Annotated in this window: 12 protein-coding genes; 5 read left to right on the top strand and 7 right to left on the bottom strand. The window is 60.7% G+C overall.

Features of this window, described 5'->3' with window-relative positions:
• The first annotated feature begins 1 nt into the window (after window position 1).
• Genes CFR78_RS12445 through CFR78_RS12435 form a run of 3 tightly spaced genes read left to right on the top strand, consistent with a single transcriptional unit; the run spans window position 2 to window position 2792 of the window.
• Window positions 2-829 carry a carbohydrate ABC transporter permease gene (locus CFR78_RS12445; RefSeq protein ID WP_007398009.1) on the top strand — a complete coding sequence of 276 codons (828 nt, stop codon included), beginning with the start codon at window positions 2-4 and terminating at the stop codon, window positions 827-829.
• Between the two features lie 48 nt (window positions 830-877).
• Window positions 878-1987, top strand: a complete 1110-nt coding sequence (locus CFR78_RS12440; protein WP_007398008.1) for an ABC transporter ATP-binding protein — start codon at window positions 878-880, stop codon at window positions 1985-1987.
• Between the two features lie 31 nt (window positions 1988-2018).
• Window positions 2019-2792: an SDR family NAD(P)-dependent oxidoreductase gene (locus CFR78_RS12435; RefSeq protein ID WP_007398007.1), complete on the top strand. Its 774-nt coding sequence runs from the start codon at window positions 2019-2021 to the stop codon at window positions 2790-2792.
• A gap of 105 nt (window positions 2793-2897) precedes the next feature.
• On the opposite strand, the gene CFR78_RS12430 is transcribed toward CFR78_RS12435, so the two are convergent.
• The 3 genes from CFR78_RS12430 to CFR78_RS12420 form a co-directional block, all read right to left on the bottom strand.
• Window positions 2898-4373, bottom strand: a complete 1476-nt coding sequence (locus tag CFR78_RS12430; RefSeq protein WP_007398005.1) for an NCS1 family nucleobase:cation symporter-1 — start codon at window positions 4371-4373, stop codon at window positions 2898-2900.
• A gap of 88 nt (window positions 4374-4461) precedes the next feature.
• Entirely contained in the window at window positions 4462-6909 is a 2448-nt protein-coding gene (locus CFR78_RS12425) for a TonB-dependent receptor (RefSeq protein ID WP_258366108.1), read from the bottom strand.
• Between the two features lie 194 nt (window positions 6910-7103).
• Window positions 7104-7880, bottom strand: coding sequence for an aspartate/glutamate racemase family protein (locus CFR78_RS12420; protein ID WP_110581203.1), 777 nt, complete (start codon window positions 7878-7880; stop codon window positions 7104-7106).
• A gap of 158 nt (window positions 7881-8038) precedes the next feature.
• Here CFR78_RS12420 and CFR78_RS12415 point away from each other — a divergent pair, with 158 nt between their 5' ends.
• Window positions 8039-8719, top strand: a complete 681-nt coding sequence (locus CFR78_RS12415) for a GntR family transcriptional regulator (RefSeq protein ID WP_007398002.1) — start codon at window positions 8039-8041, stop codon at window positions 8717-8719.
• Between the two features lie 108 nt (window positions 8720-8827).
• Here the strand turns inward: CFR78_RS12415 and CFR78_RS12410 are convergent, their stop codons facing one another.
• Window positions 8828-11347, bottom strand: coding sequence for a phosphocholine-specific phospholipase C (locus tag CFR78_RS12410; RefSeq protein ID WP_050800620.1), 2520 nt, complete (start codon window positions 11345-11347; stop codon window positions 8828-8830).
• A gap of 690 nt (window positions 11348-12037) precedes the next feature.
• Between CFR78_RS12410 and CFR78_RS12405 the strand changes: the two genes are divergently transcribed.
• Window positions 12038-13288, top strand: coding sequence for an MFS transporter (locus CFR78_RS12405; RefSeq protein WP_007397997.1), 1251 nt, complete (start codon window positions 12038-12040; stop codon window positions 13286-13288).
• Window positions 13289-13347: 59 nt separating this feature from the next.
• On the opposite strand, the gene CFR78_RS12400 is transcribed toward CFR78_RS12405, so the two are convergent.
• Genes CFR78_RS12400 through CFR78_RS12390 form a run of 3 tightly spaced genes read right to left on the bottom strand, consistent with a single transcriptional unit; the run spans window position 13348 to window position 16207 of the window.
• On the bottom strand, window positions 13348-13944 hold the full coding sequence (locus CFR78_RS12400) for a LutC/YkgG family protein (protein WP_110581202.1): 597 nt from the start codon (window positions 13942-13944) through the stop codon (window positions 13348-13350).
• Window positions 13941-15467, bottom strand: coding sequence for a lactate utilization protein B (locus CFR78_RS12395; RefSeq protein WP_110581201.1), 1527 nt, complete (start codon window positions 15465-15467; stop codon window positions 13941-13943). The genes CFR78_RS12400 and CFR78_RS12395 overlap by 4 nt, the downstream gene beginning before the upstream one ends.
• On the bottom strand, window positions 15464-16207 hold the full coding sequence (locus tag CFR78_RS12390) for a (Fe-S)-binding protein (RefSeq protein ID WP_110581200.1): 744 nt from the start codon (window positions 16205-16207) through the stop codon (window positions 15464-15466). Before CFR78_RS12390 ends, CFR78_RS12395 begins: the two co-directional genes overlap by 4 nt.
• Window positions 16208-16239: the final 32 nt, after the last annotated feature.

The following is a 16239-nucleotide window of genomic DNA, read 5'->3' as shown; positions in this document are numbered from 1 at the left end:
CATGGCAAGAACCCGCACACGCCTGCGCCAGGGCGTAGTCACCATCCTGGGCTGGGCCATTGCCCTGTGGATGTTCTTCCCCATCCTGTGGATGTTCCTGACGGGTTTCAAGAACGAACCCGATGCCATCTCCACGCCACCGCATCTGTTCTTCAGTCCGACGCTTTCAAGCTACCGGGACGTTTTCGCGCGGGAGGATTACTGGCATTTCGCCACCAACAGCGTCGTGATTTCGGTCCTGGCAACCGTGGTGGCCCTGCTTGTGTCCATTCCCGCGGCCTATGCCATGGCGTTCCTGCCGGGACCCCGCACGCGCATGACGCTGCTTTGGATGCTCTCCACGCGCATGCTGCCGCCGGTGGGCGTGCTGGTGCCGATCTACCTGCTGGCCCGCGCCACCGGCCTGCTGGACAGCCGGACGGGGCTGATCGTGATATACATGCTGACCAACCTGCCCATTACGGTATGGATGCTCTACACTTTTTTCAGGGAAGTGCCGGTACCCATACTGGAAGCCGGGCGGATGGACGGGGCAACCCGCTGGCAGGAAGTGACGCAGGTCCTGATGCCGCTGGCACTGCCGGGCATTGCCTCGACCGGGCTGCTGTCGCTGATCCTGTGCTGGAACGAAACGTTCTGGTCGCTGAACCTGACGTCTTCCATCGCGGCACCGCTGACAACGTTCATTGCCTCCTTCTCCTCACCCGAAGGGCTGTTTTTCGCCAAGCTTTCCGCGGCCTCCACGCTGGCGGTCGCCCCCATCATGGTCTTTGGCTGGGCCAGCCAGAAGCAGCTTGTGCGCGGCCTGACATTCGGGGCGGTAAAATAGGATCAGGCGGCCCGCACCCCGCGTAGCAGCGACAGGAACAGACATGCCATGGCGACCGTAGAACTGCGCAACCTGCGCAAGACCTATCTGCATGAGGAAATCATCAAGGGCATCTCGCTTGCCATCACGGACCGGGAGTTCGTCGTCTTTGTCGGCCCTTCGGGCTGTGGCAAGTCCACCCTGCTGCGCATGATCGCGGGGCTGGAGGACATAAGTGCCGGAGACCTGCTGATCGATGGGCAGCGGGTAAACGACACCGATCCCGCACGGCGCGGGGTGGCGATGGTTTTCCAGTCCTATGCGCTGTACCCGCATATGAATGTCTACCGCAACATGGAGTTCTCGCTACGGCTTGCCGGCATGCCCGAAGCCGAACGGCGGCGGCGCATCGGTGATGTAGCGCGCATCCTGCAGCTTGATCCCTACCTTGATCACAGGCCGGGCCAGCTTTCGGGCGGCCAGCGGCAGCGTGTGGCGATCGGGCGGGCGATCGTGCGCAACCCCAGGGTCTTCCTGTTCGATGAACCGCTGTCCAACCTTGATGCGGCGCTGCGCGGGCAGATGCGCGTGGAACTGGCCAGCCTGCACCGGCGGCTGGGCGCCACCACGATCTATGTCACCCACGACCAGGTGGAGGCCATGACCATGGCCGACAGGATCGTGGTGCTCAACAGGGGTGTTGTGGAACAGATCGGCACCCCGCTGGAACTCTATCACCGGCCACGCAACCTGTTTGTCGCACGCTTCATGGGATCGCCCGCAATGAACCTGCTGCCTGCGCGTATTCATGCCCTTACCCCCGACGGGATGGCACAGGTTCAGGCGGGGGCGGTCAGCGTCTCCATCCCCACGCGGCATGGTGGGCCGGAAGCAGGCACCGCGGGCACGCTGGGCATCCGGCCCGAACATATCCTGATTGACCCGCAGGGGGCGATCACGGGCATGGTCACGATTAGCGAGCGGCTGGGGGCGATAACCCTGCTGCATGTCCGCCTGACTGACGGACAGATGATTGTCGTGCAGACGGGCGGGGACAATACGGACCGTGCCGATACCCCCATCCGCCTGACATTAGGCGAAGAACACTGCCACCTGTTTGACGCGGATGGCATGGCGCTGGCCCGTGAAGCGGACCATCCCCTGCTTTCGGACCTCTGAAAAACGGCTTTCCTGTTCAGGATACAGACATATGTATACGCAAAAACTCCGCCTTGACGGGCGGGTCGCGGTTGTCACCGGCGGCGCGCGGAATATCGGCCTGGCCTGCGTTACGGCGCTGGCGGAATTTGGCGCCCGCGTCATCATTGCCGATCGTGATGCGGAACTGGCGGCTCGCGCCGTGACCGAACTGACCGCACAGGGGCTGGATGTATCGGCCACGGCCCTTGACGTGACCGATACGACGCAGGTGGATGCCTGCGCCACGCGCATCGGCGCCGAAGAAGGGCATGTCGATATCCTGGTCTGCAGTGCCGGACTCTGCATTTCCGAAGTCCGGGCCGAGGACATGACGGATGGACAATGGCTGAAACAGATGGATATCAACCTTAATGGCATTTTCCGCTGCTGCCGGGCGTTTGGGCGGATCATGCTGGCGCAGGGCCGTGGCGCGATCGTGAATATCGGGTCCATGTCGGGCCTGATCGTCAACCGGCCGCAGGAGCAGGCGGCCTATAACGCATCAAAGGCCGGCGTGCACCAGTATACCCGTTCGCTTGCGGCGGAATGGGCCATGCGCGGGATAAGGGTGAACGCGGTGGCACCCACTTATATCGAGACAACCCTGACCCGCTTTGGCATGGAAAACCCACGCCTGTACGCCGCCTGGCTGGATGGCACGCCCATGCACCGCGTGGGCCAGCCCGATGAGGTCGCCTCGGTCGTGCAGTTCCTGGCATCTGATGCAGCCAGCCTGATGACGGGGGCGATTGTCAGTGTCGATGCCGGTTTTACCGTATGGTAGAAAGCAGGCCACGACCCGTAATGATCCCCCCATGGCCCAGTCCGCCAGGGCCGGACAGAAAGATTTTTCTGGCCCGCCTATCGGCAATACCGCCCTGGCGGGCCATCAGGAAAGCGGATCGGCACGCCGCATGAAGGCGATGTAGCACAGGCCCCCGGTCAGGCACCCCGTAAACCAGGCAAAGCCGGACAGGGCCGATAGCGCAGGCACAAATACACTGGCCCCCCCTGCCACCACCGCGGCAAGCAGGGACAGGACCGCCGCCGGATTGACCCCGTTACGATACCAGTAACGCCCCTGCGGGCTGGTTGTATAAAGCGCATCCACATCCACCCGGCAGCGGCGCACGATATAATAATCGCATACCAGAATGCCAAATAACGGGCCAATAAATGTTGCCAGCACGTCAAGTGTCAGATGCATCACCTGCGGACTGCCGTACAGCTTCCATGGCATGATGGCCATGGACCCGATGGCGGCAATCATGCCGCCACGCCGCAGGTTGATATGCCGGGGCGAAAGATTGGAAAAATCAAACGAGGCTGAAACGAAGTTGGCCACGATATTGATACCCGCCGTTGCAATGATGAAGGTCAGCATGCCGAATACGACCGCACTCAGGCTGTCGATATGCGCCACGGTTTCCACCGGATCAGTCATGACATGGCCAAAGGCTGGCGCCGTCAGCGCAATGGTGCAGACCGTCAGCGCTGAAAACCCGACGAAATTGAACGGCAGCCCCCAGAAATTGCCACGCCTGATATCCGCCGCGCTGCGTCCGTAGCGGGCAAAATCACCAAAATTGAGCATCGGCCCCGAAAAATAGGAAACCACAAGCGCCACGGCATTCACGCTGGCCCAGACAAGCGCGCGCCCATGCAGGGGCGCACCGCCATCCGTGACATGAAAGGAAAAATGACGCCACCCCACACGATGGAGCAGATACACATCCAGCGCGATCATGACAGCATAGACTGCCGGCCCCGCCAGTTCGATGAACCGGCGGATCGTCTCGATCCCCCGCCAGAAAATAGCGGCCTGCACCAGCCATAACAGGCCAAACGCCCCCCACCCCACAGCGGACAGGCCCAGCATGCCATGGCGTTCAGCCTGCGCCCATGGCGTCATGCCTGGTGCAAGCCGCAGCGCCAGCACCACCAGCGCGTTCGATGCCAGCCACGTCTGTATGCCGTACCAGCACACGGCTATCACGCCGCGGATCAGCGCGGGAATATTGGCGCCCAGCACGCCAAAGGACATGCGGCATACAACCGGGAACGGCGTGCCCGTGCGCTGGCTGGGCACCGCCACAAGGTTGCACAGGGCATTGACGATCAGCACACCAGCCAGCAGGGCCGCAAAAACCAGTCCCGCCGGCAGGCCAAGCATGAACAGGTTGCCCGCCGTGACATAGCCACCAACACTATGCACGTCCGACATCCAGAAGGACAGATAGTCATACCAGGTCCAGTCCTGCATGGCCGCGGGCAGCAGGTCACGGTTACGCAGCCTGTCATCGTTCCCCCCTGTTCGTGTGGTGGAAGAAAGGGAAACCGGTTCCGGTCGGACCTGCACATTCATACGCGTAACCTCCGCCGGTCAGTATGCTGTGGCGCACCCGCCATGTGAAGGTTGTACCAGCCCGCACGCCCCATTACATGATGCCCGCTCAGAACCCGGCCCGGAACGTGACAACCGCCGAGAACCGGCCCAGCGTGTTATAGGTTGGCGCGGTGCCCTGAATCCTGCCGATTGTCGTATTGGTCAGGCTGACACTGTTGATGGCGGAATAGGCGTGGCTATCGATCATGTTGTTGACCCACAGCATGATTTCCGGGCTTTTGAGAAAACTCAGGCCACGGCCCACCAGGCTGTTGCGCGGCAGGCGGGCGCCCACGGTTGCATTCATGGTGTAAAGGGAAGGCAGCGCTTCCTGATTCATGAAGGTTGAATACTGCTTTGAAAAGTAGTTCAGGCCATAATTCCAGAAAAATATGCCGTTATCCCAATCTATGCCAAGTGATGCCGCCCAGGTCGGGGTATTGACCGCCATCTTGCCCTTGGTCGGCAGGCCATCAATGTTGTTGTCGATCGTGGAGTGAAGATACTGCATGGAGGCATAGGGACGGAAATGATGGATGGGCCGCGTCCCGATTTCCGCATCGAAACCGTTGGTGGTCTGGTTGCCTGCATCGATCACCTGTCCGATCGCCTCGTTCCCAAGGAACAGGGAGGTGGACACCTGGTGATGCGACAGGTTGTAATGGAAGTAGGTAAATGACCCGATGATATATTTCCCGGTATAGCGCACGCCCACTTCTTCAGTAATGTTGTATTCATCATGAATATGGGTGGCACCCTGATTGGCGATCTGCCCGGTATTGGGGTTGATGGTCGTGATCATGGCGCTGTCGGGTGGCGCCTTGGCTCCGGTCGAGACACCGCCGAAGATCTGCACGTATCTGTTCAGCTGGAAATGACCACCCAGCGTGGGCAGCGGCATGAATTCATTGGCGCTGACCTTGCGCTGCAGGCCGGGAATGTTGTCCGTGCCATCACGGTGGATCATGGTCACGCGCATACCGCCGTCCAGCACCAGCCGCCCGTCAAGAAGTGTGACCGTATCCCCCGCATAGATGCCATTGACGGTGGAAATGTCGCTGTAATTCTGGGAATAGAAGACCTTGCCATTGCTCAGGCGCAGCGAGTCACGCGCCCGCCCCCATGATGTTGCGGGGTCCCCGCCACTGCTTACGCCCGTATAACCAACCAGGTTGGTTGAATTGTCGTAATCGAACCAGTAGCCCAGGTAAATATGGTGATGCCCGACCTTGTAACTCAACTTGGCGTTCACGCCGCCACGCATTTCATTCAGGCTGCTGTACTGTTCGGTCACGCCATAGGACTGTCCAGCCTGCTGGCCCGGAATGACAATGGATTGCGGGCTGCTGCCATATCCATCATAGACCTGATCGTTCAGTTCAAAACCCGAACCGTAAACCTTCTGGTTGGCCGCGACATAGGGCGTCACATCCAGCCCCAGCCGCCCGAAGTTGAAATGCGAGGGGGCTGCGATGTTGAAGGTCTTGGAATGCAGCCAGTTAAGCTTCCAGTAATCAGTGCCGCCATCAGCGTCATTCAGGTTGTACGAACCTGCCAGTTCGTTCTTGAGCCCCTTCTGGCGCCAGCTTGCCATGGTCATGTCCCAGTATGGTTCATTGCCGATGATACCGCGCGTAAAGCCACCAACCAGCGAAACCCGGTTGCCATCACCCCATTCCTTGAGGATCTTGAAGTCGATATGCTTGAAATCTTCCTGGCCCGGGCCATGGTAGAACGTGTCATGCTGGTTGGAGAACGAAATGTAGGAACGGATGCCCGTCTTGCCCCACTCTCCCGTATCCACGCGCAGGAACTGGCGCGTGTAGTCACGGTTACCCACACCGACATCACCCAGGCCGCCGAATTTCTTGGATGGATCGCGGGTCTTGAACTCGAACATCCCCCCCGAACCGTTAATGGCGGGCGTATCAAGGTTGGACGAACCGGGCTGCACGGATACACTGCCAATATTTTCGCTATCGGTTACCCATGCCACATCAAGGTTATAGCCGCCAATACTGCTAAGCGGCATGCCTTCCCACACATTCGCGATCTGGTCCTGTGTCAGGCCACGCATGCTCAGGGCGGATTTTTCATGCCCGGCGGGATCTGTATTCGCCACCACGATACCCGGTAGCAGCTTGACCGCATTATAGGCGTTCTGTGCCGGGGACTGTTTCATGATATAGTCAGGGGTGACGGTGCTGCGGGCCTTGGGGGCTGTCTGCTTCTGGATCAGGCCGCCGCCGGGGGCACGCCCGGTCACGCCATCGGCGGAATGAACGATCGCAGCCCCTACATGGATCTGTTCGGCCGCGCCCGTGGCGCGTATGCCGCGTGGTGGCGTGGTGGCCGTATCCTGCGGCCGGGGAGTGGTGGCGCGCGAATGGGCGTCATGCCCCGCCACCGTGCGCGCAAGGGCCACCCCGCGCGGCGCACCCAGCGCCAGCGCGCCTGTCAGCAGCAGAAGAAGCCGGAAACCGGATTGCGGGGCGGGCAGCGGGCATGTGCGCATGTCATGTATGAAACAATATGATCCGGTCGGACTTTTTCCGTCAAGGCACATCGCGGGTGTCCTTATTGTCTATCCCGTACGGCAGGCGGGATTACGGCGGGAAATGATACTTGAGAGCAATATGTCTCGTTACGGATAGAGAATAATATGCACCCAAAATCCGAGTCAACGCATATTATTTACAAAATTGGATTTCAATTATGGGTTACACAGATATCGGGCCCGGATACCAGATAATGCTGCAGTTCAGGTGACAGGCCCACCGTTTCCATCCCGCCCCGACAGGGGGTGGTGGACAGTGCAGGCCGCGCAAGCTGCCGTTGTGCTTCCAGCAGGCTTTCCCGCAACGAACACAGGACCGGGGCCACAACCTGCGACGCAATACGTGGGGCAAAACCCGCAAGCCCTGCCCCGCCCAGTACGATTCGGCTTGCGCCGTCCTCATGCACGGCCCGATTGCAGGCCTGGACCAGCTGACGGCACGTACCGTCCCCATCAAGGGCCAGCACGTTCCCCGTTTCGGGCAGAATACGGATGGATGCCAGACGGTCCCGCAGCCCCATGGCCTGTACCAGTTCCGCCAGCATGGGTTCCCATTTCGCCCCGCCCGTTACAATGGAGAACCGGCCCGGCAGGCGGGCTGCCCGCATGATGGAAGCCTGCGCCATGCCCATGACCGGCACCGGACAGATGCTGGCCAGTGCCTGCCGTCCCGGATCGCCAAAACAGGCCACCAGTACCCCGTCAAATGGCTCCTGCATGCATGCCAGTGCATCCAGTACTGCATGGCCTGCAATCGTAAGCGAAACCCGGTCCGTTATGTAGCGTGCGCCAAAACGTGCGGTTACAGCCTGAACCGTAACGGTCCCGGCAAAAAGCGCCCGGGCATGGGCCGCCATGCGTTGCGTCATGTCCATATCGGTATTGGGGTTGATCAATAGCAGGCGCGGCACGGGCAGGCATCCAATCATGAACTGAAAACAGGTCGGGACGGGAACCTGTCCATGATCAGTATGGTTTGAAAACCATTTACGTCAACCATGATTGTTTACAATGTTCAGGCTCTTGACGCAAACGCCAGACTGCCGCAACAGAATGCGTTTCTGTTCAAGGGGGGGGAGAGCGGGCCATGGGATCAACAGCCAAGGAAGAAACGCGCATTGCTGATGCTTTGTGCAAGGCTGTCCTTGAACGCAGGCTTGCACCGGGCAGCAAGCTGCCGGAAGAGGAACTGGCCCAGATCTTCCGCTCCAACCGCGCCAAGATCCGTCGGGTGCTGCTCTCGCTTTCGCGTTACCATATCGTAACGCTGGAACCGGGGCGGGGCGCGTTCGTCAGCCGTCCCTCCCCCCAGGAAGCCCGTGACGTACTGGCCAGCCGCCGGCTGATCGAGGTCAGCCTGCTTGCCAACCCCCATCGCAGCCTGTCAGCCGAAGGCGCGGAGCGCCTGCGCAAGATCATGGCGCAGGAAGCAAAGGCCCATGCCGACCACGATGCGGCGGCCATGATCCACACATCCGGGCAGTTTCATCTGACCCTGATCGAGGAGCTGGGCAATACGGTCATCAAGAACATTATCGAGGAACTGATCCTGCGCATGTCACTCATCATCACATTGTATGAGCGCCACAACACGACATGCTGCCTGTCATCCGACCATAATGACCTGCTGGACCTATTGCTGGCGGAAAAGCACGCGAAAGCCTCCGCGCTCATGGCCCGTCATCTGGAAGGGATCGAAAGCTGTCTCGATTTCCACCGTGAACCGGCCAGCACCACCATCCTGAGCCAGATCCTCAAGCCCGTCTGACGCCCGCGACATCACACGCCCCGCCAGGCACACGCCCCGCCCGGACGGCACGACCCTGGCCATGGCTGGCGGCTGCCCCCCCATGGGCGCGACGCATATCACGGGCCCTTACGCTGCGGGCCGCGGCCCTGATCCGGCAGACGGCACGCCCCCCATGACCGGGTCCGTCCGCCCCGGCTGCCCGGTCTCGATCCGCCCGGCAAACTGGTAGAGGAATTCCGGCTCATGCGCGCAGGTCAGGGAAATATCATACCATAGCAGGCCCAGCGCCAGATCGAATGGGAGTTCAGCCACATGGCCCGGCGCCACCTGCACGGACCGTGCCATACCCGACAGGGCCAGCGTGCAGGTCAGGCCAGCGGCCCTGGCACCATGGTTGCTTACGCGCACGACCAGATCCTGCCCCGGCCCGCAGAGATAACGGCATTCCACCTGTAACCGCAGGCCGCCGTACATCCCCCTGTAGCGCCGGTAAAAACCATTGGGCGCATGCACATCCACATCATACCGGCCACTGGCGGAATGTGTGCGGGCAAAGGCCGTGTCCAGCACATCTCCGGCCGCCACGGCATAGGTGCCAGCCTGCATGCCACCGCCAGCACCCGTGCCATGGCGGTAGATGTTGAACGGCACACCCGCCGCACGGGCGCCGAAACGGGTGTTGCCGGCACGCAGGCGAATGGCCACCCGCCTGCCATCTCCCGACAGGCCGCCATCGCAGTATGGTTCATAAGGCAGGGCACAGGCGGGGCGCGTGCCCGCTTCCTGCGTCAGGACGGCGCGCAGCCCTGCCGGATCGTTCCGCAAGGCCGCGACCTGGGTTACATCCAGCGCACTGAACCCGCCGGGCAGCGGCCGGTCACGTGTCTTTTCAATGGTGCGCAGGTAGGCATCGCGCCCAAGAAAAGGCAGGCGGGGTACGGTCCCGTCATAGGGGCGGAAGCATGAAGTCAGGTCACCGCTGATCGCGCGACGCCACGGGGAAATATTGTGCTCGGTAACATCCTTGCCGAATTTGTCCTGCACGAAAGCTTCAAGGAAACGCAGCGTGGACGTATGTTCAAACAGTTGGGAATTGACCCATCCCCCACGGCTCCATGGGGAGGCGACGATCATCGGCACGCGAAAACCCAGCCCGATCGGGCCACTGCGTGCCAGATGTTCCGGCACACCCCGATCCGTTTCATCCTGCGCTGTCGTATATTCCAGCCCCGGCTGGCCAATACTGCGGGAGGAACAACCGGTTTCCGGCCGCCTGGGATCGGGCGCGGCATAGGAACAGCAATGATCGAAATAGCCATCATTTTCATCATAGGTCATGATGAAGATCGTTTTTTTCCACACCTCGGGATTGTCGGTCAGGATATCCATGATTTCCGAAACGTACCATGCGCCATACCAGGGCGAGGTCGGATGGTCGGAGAAATGTTCGGGCGCGGCCAGCCATGACACCGTGGGCAGCCTGCCCGTTTTTACATCCTTCCTGAACTGATGAAGGATATCGCCGCGTGGGGCCTTCATATGGATGGTCTTCCTGCCATCATGAAATTTGAGTTTTTCCAGCTTGCGGTAATGCTGGTCCCCCCTGTTGGTGACAAAGGCCTTTTCAAACAGGCTGCGTTCCGCCGGGGTCAGTTCCTCCGGTGTTTCACCTGCCGATGCCCGCCGGCGCATCAGTACGGCCAGCAGGGCATGCGCTTCGGCCAGTTGTTCCGCATGGGTCTGGGAAACCAGCAGTTCATGACTGTTCAGCCGGTCGATATGATTCTGGCATTCACTGATACGCTCTTCCAGCCATGTACCAAAACCGGGATTGGCCGTGATGTGGTACCGGTCAAAGCATTCCAGGACATTACAGCCGAAATTGGACAGCCATGCCCGTTCATCGCGGCTCATGCCACCAGTCTGTGACAGTTCGTTCTGGTAGAATTTCCATGAAACACCAGCCTGTTCCAGACGCTCGGGGAATGTGGTCCAGTTCATTCCCCCTTCCAGTATCTCACCATTGCGCATGTAAACCCTGGATGCGGGGTCCTGCCGGTCCCGCACGGTACCGGTCCAGAACATCAGCCTGTTGGGCGTTGTACTGGTCATGGCGCCACAGTAATTCTGGTCACATACGGTAAAGGCATCAGCCAGCGCGTAGTAAAAAGGAAGATCCTCACGCGTGTAATGGCCCATGGTCAGCGGATAATGCGCATAATCCTTATGGTATGACTTCTTGGCGTCGATCCATCCATCATGGCCGCCACCGTTCCAGGCATCAACCTGACTGTCACGCGAATGCGGGACTGATCCCATCCATGTCACACGGGTATCATGGATATTGAGCCGCCAGGGCAGGTAGGTTTCACCGGACCGGCTGCCCTGGGCAAAAACCGGGTTCCCGTCGGGCAGGCGCATGGCACGCGGGTCATGAAAGCCACGCACACCCTGCAGGGTACCGAAAACATGGTCAAAAGAACGGTTTTCCTGCATCAGGATCACGACATGTTCGGCGTCCCGCCATGTGGACCCCATTTCCGGCGCAATGGCGAAAGCGCGGGAGATGGAAGCCGGCAGCCGCGCGGCGGAAGCCGCCGCACCGGACATGAGAGCATACTTCAGGAAATTCCTACGTGTTGTCATCAATCGCCCCCCGCAAATACAAATAAAACAAAAAAATACCCATTGAAAATATTCGAATTCAATAATAATTCATGAATTCTTCACAGGAAACAGGGCGCCTGGGCAATTCTTCCTGAATCCTTTCAGCTATCCATATATGAAAATCTTACAGTCCGGCCTCTTTCGTGTCTTCCATCCTGATCCTGGAAATCAATGAAGCATGTAGCCATAATCACAGACGGGAACCCGAAAGGCACTTTCCACTCACGCCGCATCGTTGCGTTGGTGGCATAGTCATACATTGAAAACAGATAATGCCGCCCCTTGCCGGAATTGACAAGATTCAGCCTGCCCCTCAGCACAGCCCCACCACTTTCCGACCGTTTTCTACCAATGGCCAGGCGGACGGAAGACCCGAAGGCGGTACGGTGCGTGGTGCACGACCCGCACCGGATGCCATCACCAGACATCAGGCCAGGTGGCGGCAGCATGCATGCCACTTTCCATATCCGGTCCATGCATAAAATATATTTCCATATTACTGATACTTACCTGCGGTAACAGGAAGGAAAATCTGGTAAAGCCACCCATTCCCACCCGGACAGACAGGCCGCCGTGCCGACGGTTACGGCTGGGAACGGGCGCGATCGGTCCCGATGGCGTCCATCCCCTATTCCGGCGGGGCGGCATGGCCGTTACCGTAAATCAAGGATGCATATCTTGCCTGTTGCGTTGCTGGCCCTTGCCATCGGGGCGTTTGGCCTTGGCACGACGGAAACCATTGTCATGGGGCTGCTGCCACAGCTTTCCGCAGGGCTGCATGTCTCCATCGCACAGGCGGGGCTGCTGGTGTCGGGTTATGCCATCGGGGTTACCATCGCATCACCGCTTGTCGCCATCCTGACCAACAGCCTGTCGCGCCGTGCAACGCTGCTGCTGACAATGGGCATATTCATCGCGGGCAATGCCTGCAGCGCCCTGGCGCCGGATTACACCAGCCTCATGCTGGCGCGTGTGCTGACATCGTTCTCCCACGGCACGTTCTATGGCGCAGCCTCCATCATGGCGGCGCAGGTCGTGCCCCCCGCCAGACGGGCAGAAGCCCTGTCCCTTGTCTATATCGGGCTGACGCTGGCCATGATCCTGGGCGTGCCCATGGGCACCGTGGTGGCGCAGATGACATCATGGCGCATGGCCTTCTGGCTGATCTGCGCGGTGGGCGTGCTGGCCTGGAGCACCATGTGGCTGTGGATTCCGCAGGACAGGGCCAGCGGGCCTGCCATTCCATTATCGGCACAGTTCAGGGCCATGCTGCATCCGCTGGTCATTACCATGATGCTGGTTTCGATGTGCACGTCATCCAGCATGTTTACCCTGTTTACCTATATCACTCCGTTCCTGCAGACCCGCTCCGGCTTCGGCACGCATGCGATTGACGGCATCCTGCTCATGATCGGGGGCGGCCTGTGCCTGGGCAACCTGCTGGGGGGCAGGCTGGCGGACTGGAAGATGCTGCCATCATGTGCCGGGCTTATGGCAACGGTGGCCGTGGTGCAGGTACTGCTTGTGCCCGGCAGCCTGCACCCGTGGGCCTGCCTTGTGCTGCTGTTCCTGTGGGGGGTGTGCATCTATGCCCCCATGGCCCCATTGCAGACCTATGTGGTTGCCTGCGCGGGGGCGGCGCCCAATATCGCCGCCGTCATGAACCAGAGTTCCTTCAATTTCGGTAACGCGGTCGGGGCCTGGGCGGGTAGCCATATCGTGGAGACCCACTGGTCCTATGGCGGGTTGCCCGTCCTGTCCGCCTGTTTCGCCTTTACCGGGCTGGGGCTTGTGGGGCTGGCGGAATATTATGTCCGCCGACAGACGAAAAAACCCCGTGAAGTCGTGCCTCACCCGCTGACCAGCGCGACCCATGCCGTGGTCGCCCACCCGAAACAGAACCTGCGCCCCCACGCATAATGGGTGGCGCGGCCGGGCTCCGCGCAACGGTCCCGGCCCCACTGCACTGTCAGGACAGGTCAGCCAGCCCGATCAGGGACAAAAAACAGGCGCAGGGAGCGCACGCCCTGCGCGCCATGCACCAGCACCCCTTCAATATCCGCCGTGGCGGACGGGCCGCTCTGCAGGACCGCGTAATGCATCGTCCGCCATTCCGGGCGCTGATAGGCACGATGCAGGTTGCTGACAATCCGCGCGGGGTCCAGCAGCACAATCAGGTGCTGTGGCAGGTAACCCAGCGTATTGACCAGCAGGTCCACTTCCGTCAGGCAGACCGATCCCGTTTCCGCCACGCCAAAGGACGCGCGTACCACGCCAATATCGACATCCGCCAGCGATGCCGGGAGCGTATCGGCGCCCAGGGCACGGTTCCCCCGCACCTCCGGCACCTGCGAACAGCTGACGGGCACGGCCGCGACAATCCCGCGCACCACATCCAGCGGATCGGCCGCGCCACAATCGGGCAATGTGCCCCCCATCTGCACGAAGGACGCGCGGAAGACCGCGGTCAGGTCCGTGCCCGGGGGTGGGTCAAAGTACGGCACCTGCGGCAAGGGACGCGCAAGGGCCGGCTTGTGCGCGCGCACGCGGGCCAGAATGTCTTCGCGGCTGCTCATGACGGCTCTCCCTGCCCGGAAGCACGGTTTGCGGCGTACCACTGGTGGAATGTCTCACGCGGTGGGGCCGGCACTTCGCGGCCATGCCCCCATGTGTTCAGGCGATTGTATACCATGAAGCGCGGCAGATGCTTCAAGGCACTGTCCGCCGTTGCAATGGCTGCGCGGTACAGCGCCGGATGGGACAGCAGATGCCCGGCCTCGCGCATCATCGCCTTTTTCATCAGCGGCAGTTCATGCGTTTCCGCCAGCACCCTGCGCCAGCCCGCGATCTGTTCATGGATATTGATCTTTACGGGACAGACATTGGTGCAGCTTCCATTCAGCGTGGAGGAAAACGGCAGGCTGCTGTAGCGATGGCGGTTGAAGGTCGGGTCAATGATCAGCCCGATCGGCCCGGCATAGGTGGCACCATAGCTCAGCCCCCCGCTGCGGCGGAACACCGGGCAGGTATTCATGCACGCACCACAGCGGATGCATTTGAGCGATGTCCAGAACTGTTCCATGCCCAGCCGCTCGGAACGGCCATTATCCACCAGCACCACATGCAGTTCCCCCCCACGCCTCGGGCCACGGAAATGCGAGGTGTACTGGGTAATGGGCGATCCCAGCGCGCTGCGTGACAGCAGGCGCACGAAAACCGGCAGGTCCTCCAGACGGGGAATGACCTTCTCGATCCCGATGGAGGCAATCTGCAAAGGCGGCGTGTTGGCCGACAGGTCGGCATTACCCTCATTGGTGCACACCACGAAGGTCCCGGTTTCCGCCACTACGAAATTGGCACCCGTCAGCCCGGCCTGCGCATCAAGGATCAGCGGGCGCGTCTTTTCACGCTGCTGTTCGGTCAGGTAATGCACGTCGTCATCATTCGGGTCCGTACCCAGCGTGCGGGCAAACACATCCGCCACGTCCGAACGCAGCTTGTGCACCGCAGGCACCACAACGTGGCTGGGCGCTTCATCATCAAGCTGCTGGATGCGCTCACCCAGGTCGGTTTCCACGACCTCGACCCCGGATTCAGCCATGAAATCACGGAAGCCGCATTCCTCCGTCAGCATCGACTTGCTTTTGATCAGCCGTTTGACGCCATGATCGCGCAGCAGCGAAAGGATGATGGCATTATGTTCATCCGCATCCTGCGCCCAATGGACATGGATGCCATTGGCCCGCGCATTGGTCTCGAACTGTTCAAGGTAATGGTCGAGATGGGTCAGGGCATGTTCCTTGATTTCGGATGCCAGCCTGCGCAGGTCTTCCCACTCCGTAATCCCATGCATCTGCCGGTCACGCTTCTGCCGCAGGTCCCACAGGCGCGCGTCATGCATGCGTTCGTGTTCGGGGGCGGCCATGAAGCGTTCGGCGGCTTCGGCCTGATTGATGGGCTGGTCACCATTTATCACCGCCCCACGGGGCTGGGCCTCACGCACGCGTGAGTGCAGCGGGACGGACGCCCCTTCGGCATGGTCAAGCCTGCCGGGCCGGGGCGGATTGCGGTTCAGGTCGCTACCCTGTGCCCCGCTCATGCCCGTGCCCCGTTCAGGATCTGGGCAATGTGGATGAATTTGAGCGGCATATCCAGCCGCTGCGCGCAGCCCTGCTGGTGCATCATGCACGAACTGTCGGCCGAGACGACATATGCCGCCCCGGCGCTGCTGTGGTCACGCACCTTGTCATACCCCATCTTTTCCGACACGCCCTTTTCAAAGACCGAGAACGTACCACCAAAGCCGCAGCATTCATCCGGCCGCTGGATATGCACGAATTCCAGCCCGCGCACCCTGGCCAGCAGGTCGGCCGGTTTTGAAAAGGCCGGTTCGCGCAGTTCACTCATGCTGGCATGGTTCAGCCCGCGCAGGGCGTTGCAGTTGTTATGCAGGCTGACACGGTGCGGGAATTCCGCCCATGGAAAGGCATCGACCTTCAGGATGTCATGCAGGAATTCGACCAGTTCATAGGTCCGTGCGCGTACCTGGCGCACGTCATCGGTCTGTTCGACGGCATCCATGTCGCAGCGCACATGATGCACGCAACTGCCCGACGGGGCCACGACATAGTCGTACCCGGTAAAGTTGCGGACAAACAGGGCCTCCGTCGCAGCCGATTCCGCATGGCAGCCGGTATTGGTCATGGGCTGGCCGCAGCAGGTCTGGTTACGCGGATATTCGACATCCAGCCCGAAGCGTTCAAGCAGCTGGAGTGTTGCGATCCCGACCTCGGGATGGAAGGCATCAATGTAACAGGGCACAAACAGGCCAATACGCATGGTGGGCACTCCGGTCTTTGCGAATGGAAAGG

This window comes from Komagataeibacter rhaeticus (assembly GCF_003207855.1).
Taxonomy (GTDB): Bacteria; Pseudomonadota; Alphaproteobacteria; order Acetobacterales; family Acetobacteraceae; genus Komagataeibacter; species Komagataeibacter rhaeticus.
This window is presented reverse-complemented; position numbering and strand designations above follow the sequence as displayed.

Excerpts from the sequence above, each read along its gene's own strand:
- CFR78_RS12435 (WP_007398007.1), top strand. The coding sequence starts at position 2,019 with ATGTATACGCAAAAACTCCGCCTTGACGGGCGGGTCGCGGTTGTCACC.
- CFR78_RS12400 (WP_110581202.1), bottom strand. The coding sequence starts at position 13,944 with ATGAGCAGCCGCGAAGACATTCTGGCCCGCGTGCGCGCGCACAAGCCG.
- CFR78_RS12395 (WP_110581201.1), bottom strand. The coding sequence starts at position 15,467 with ATGAGCGGGGCACAGGGTAGCGACCTGAACCGCAATCCGCCCCGGCCC.
- CFR78_RS12405 (WP_007397997.1), top strand. The coding sequence starts at position 12,038 with ATGCATATCTTGCCTGTTGCGTTGCTGGCCCTTGCCATCGGGGCGTTT.
- CFR78_RS12420 (WP_110581203.1), bottom strand. The coding sequence starts at position 7,880 with ATGATTGGATGCCTGCCCGTGCCGCGCCTGCTATTGATCAACCCCAAT.
- CFR78_RS12445 (WP_007398009.1), top strand. The coding sequence starts at position 2 with ATGGCAAGAACCCGCACACGCCTGCGCCAGGGCGTAGTCACCATCCTG.
- CFR78_RS12430 (WP_007398005.1), bottom strand. The coding sequence starts at position 4,373 with ATGAATGTGCAGGTCCGACCGGAACCGGTTTCCCTTTCTTCCACCACA.
- CFR78_RS12390 (WP_110581200.1), bottom strand. The coding sequence starts at position 16,207 with ATGCGTATTGGCCTGTTTGTGCCCTGTTACATTGATGCCTTCCATCCC.
- CFR78_RS12410 (WP_050800620.1), bottom strand. The coding sequence starts at position 11,347 with ATGACAACACGTAGGAATTTCCTGAAGTATGCTCTCATGTCCGGTGCG.
- CFR78_RS12440 (WP_007398008.1), top strand. The coding sequence starts at position 878 with ATGGCGACCGTAGAACTGCGCAACCTGCGCAAGACCTATCTGCATGAG.
- CFR78_RS12425 (WP_258366108.1), bottom strand. The coding sequence starts at position 6,909 with ATGCGCACATGCCCGCTGCCCGCCCCGCAATCCGGTTTCCGGCTTCTT.
- CFR78_RS12415 (WP_007398002.1), top strand. The coding sequence starts at position 8,039 with ATGGGATCAACAGCCAAGGAAGAAACGCGCATTGCTGATGCTTTGTGC.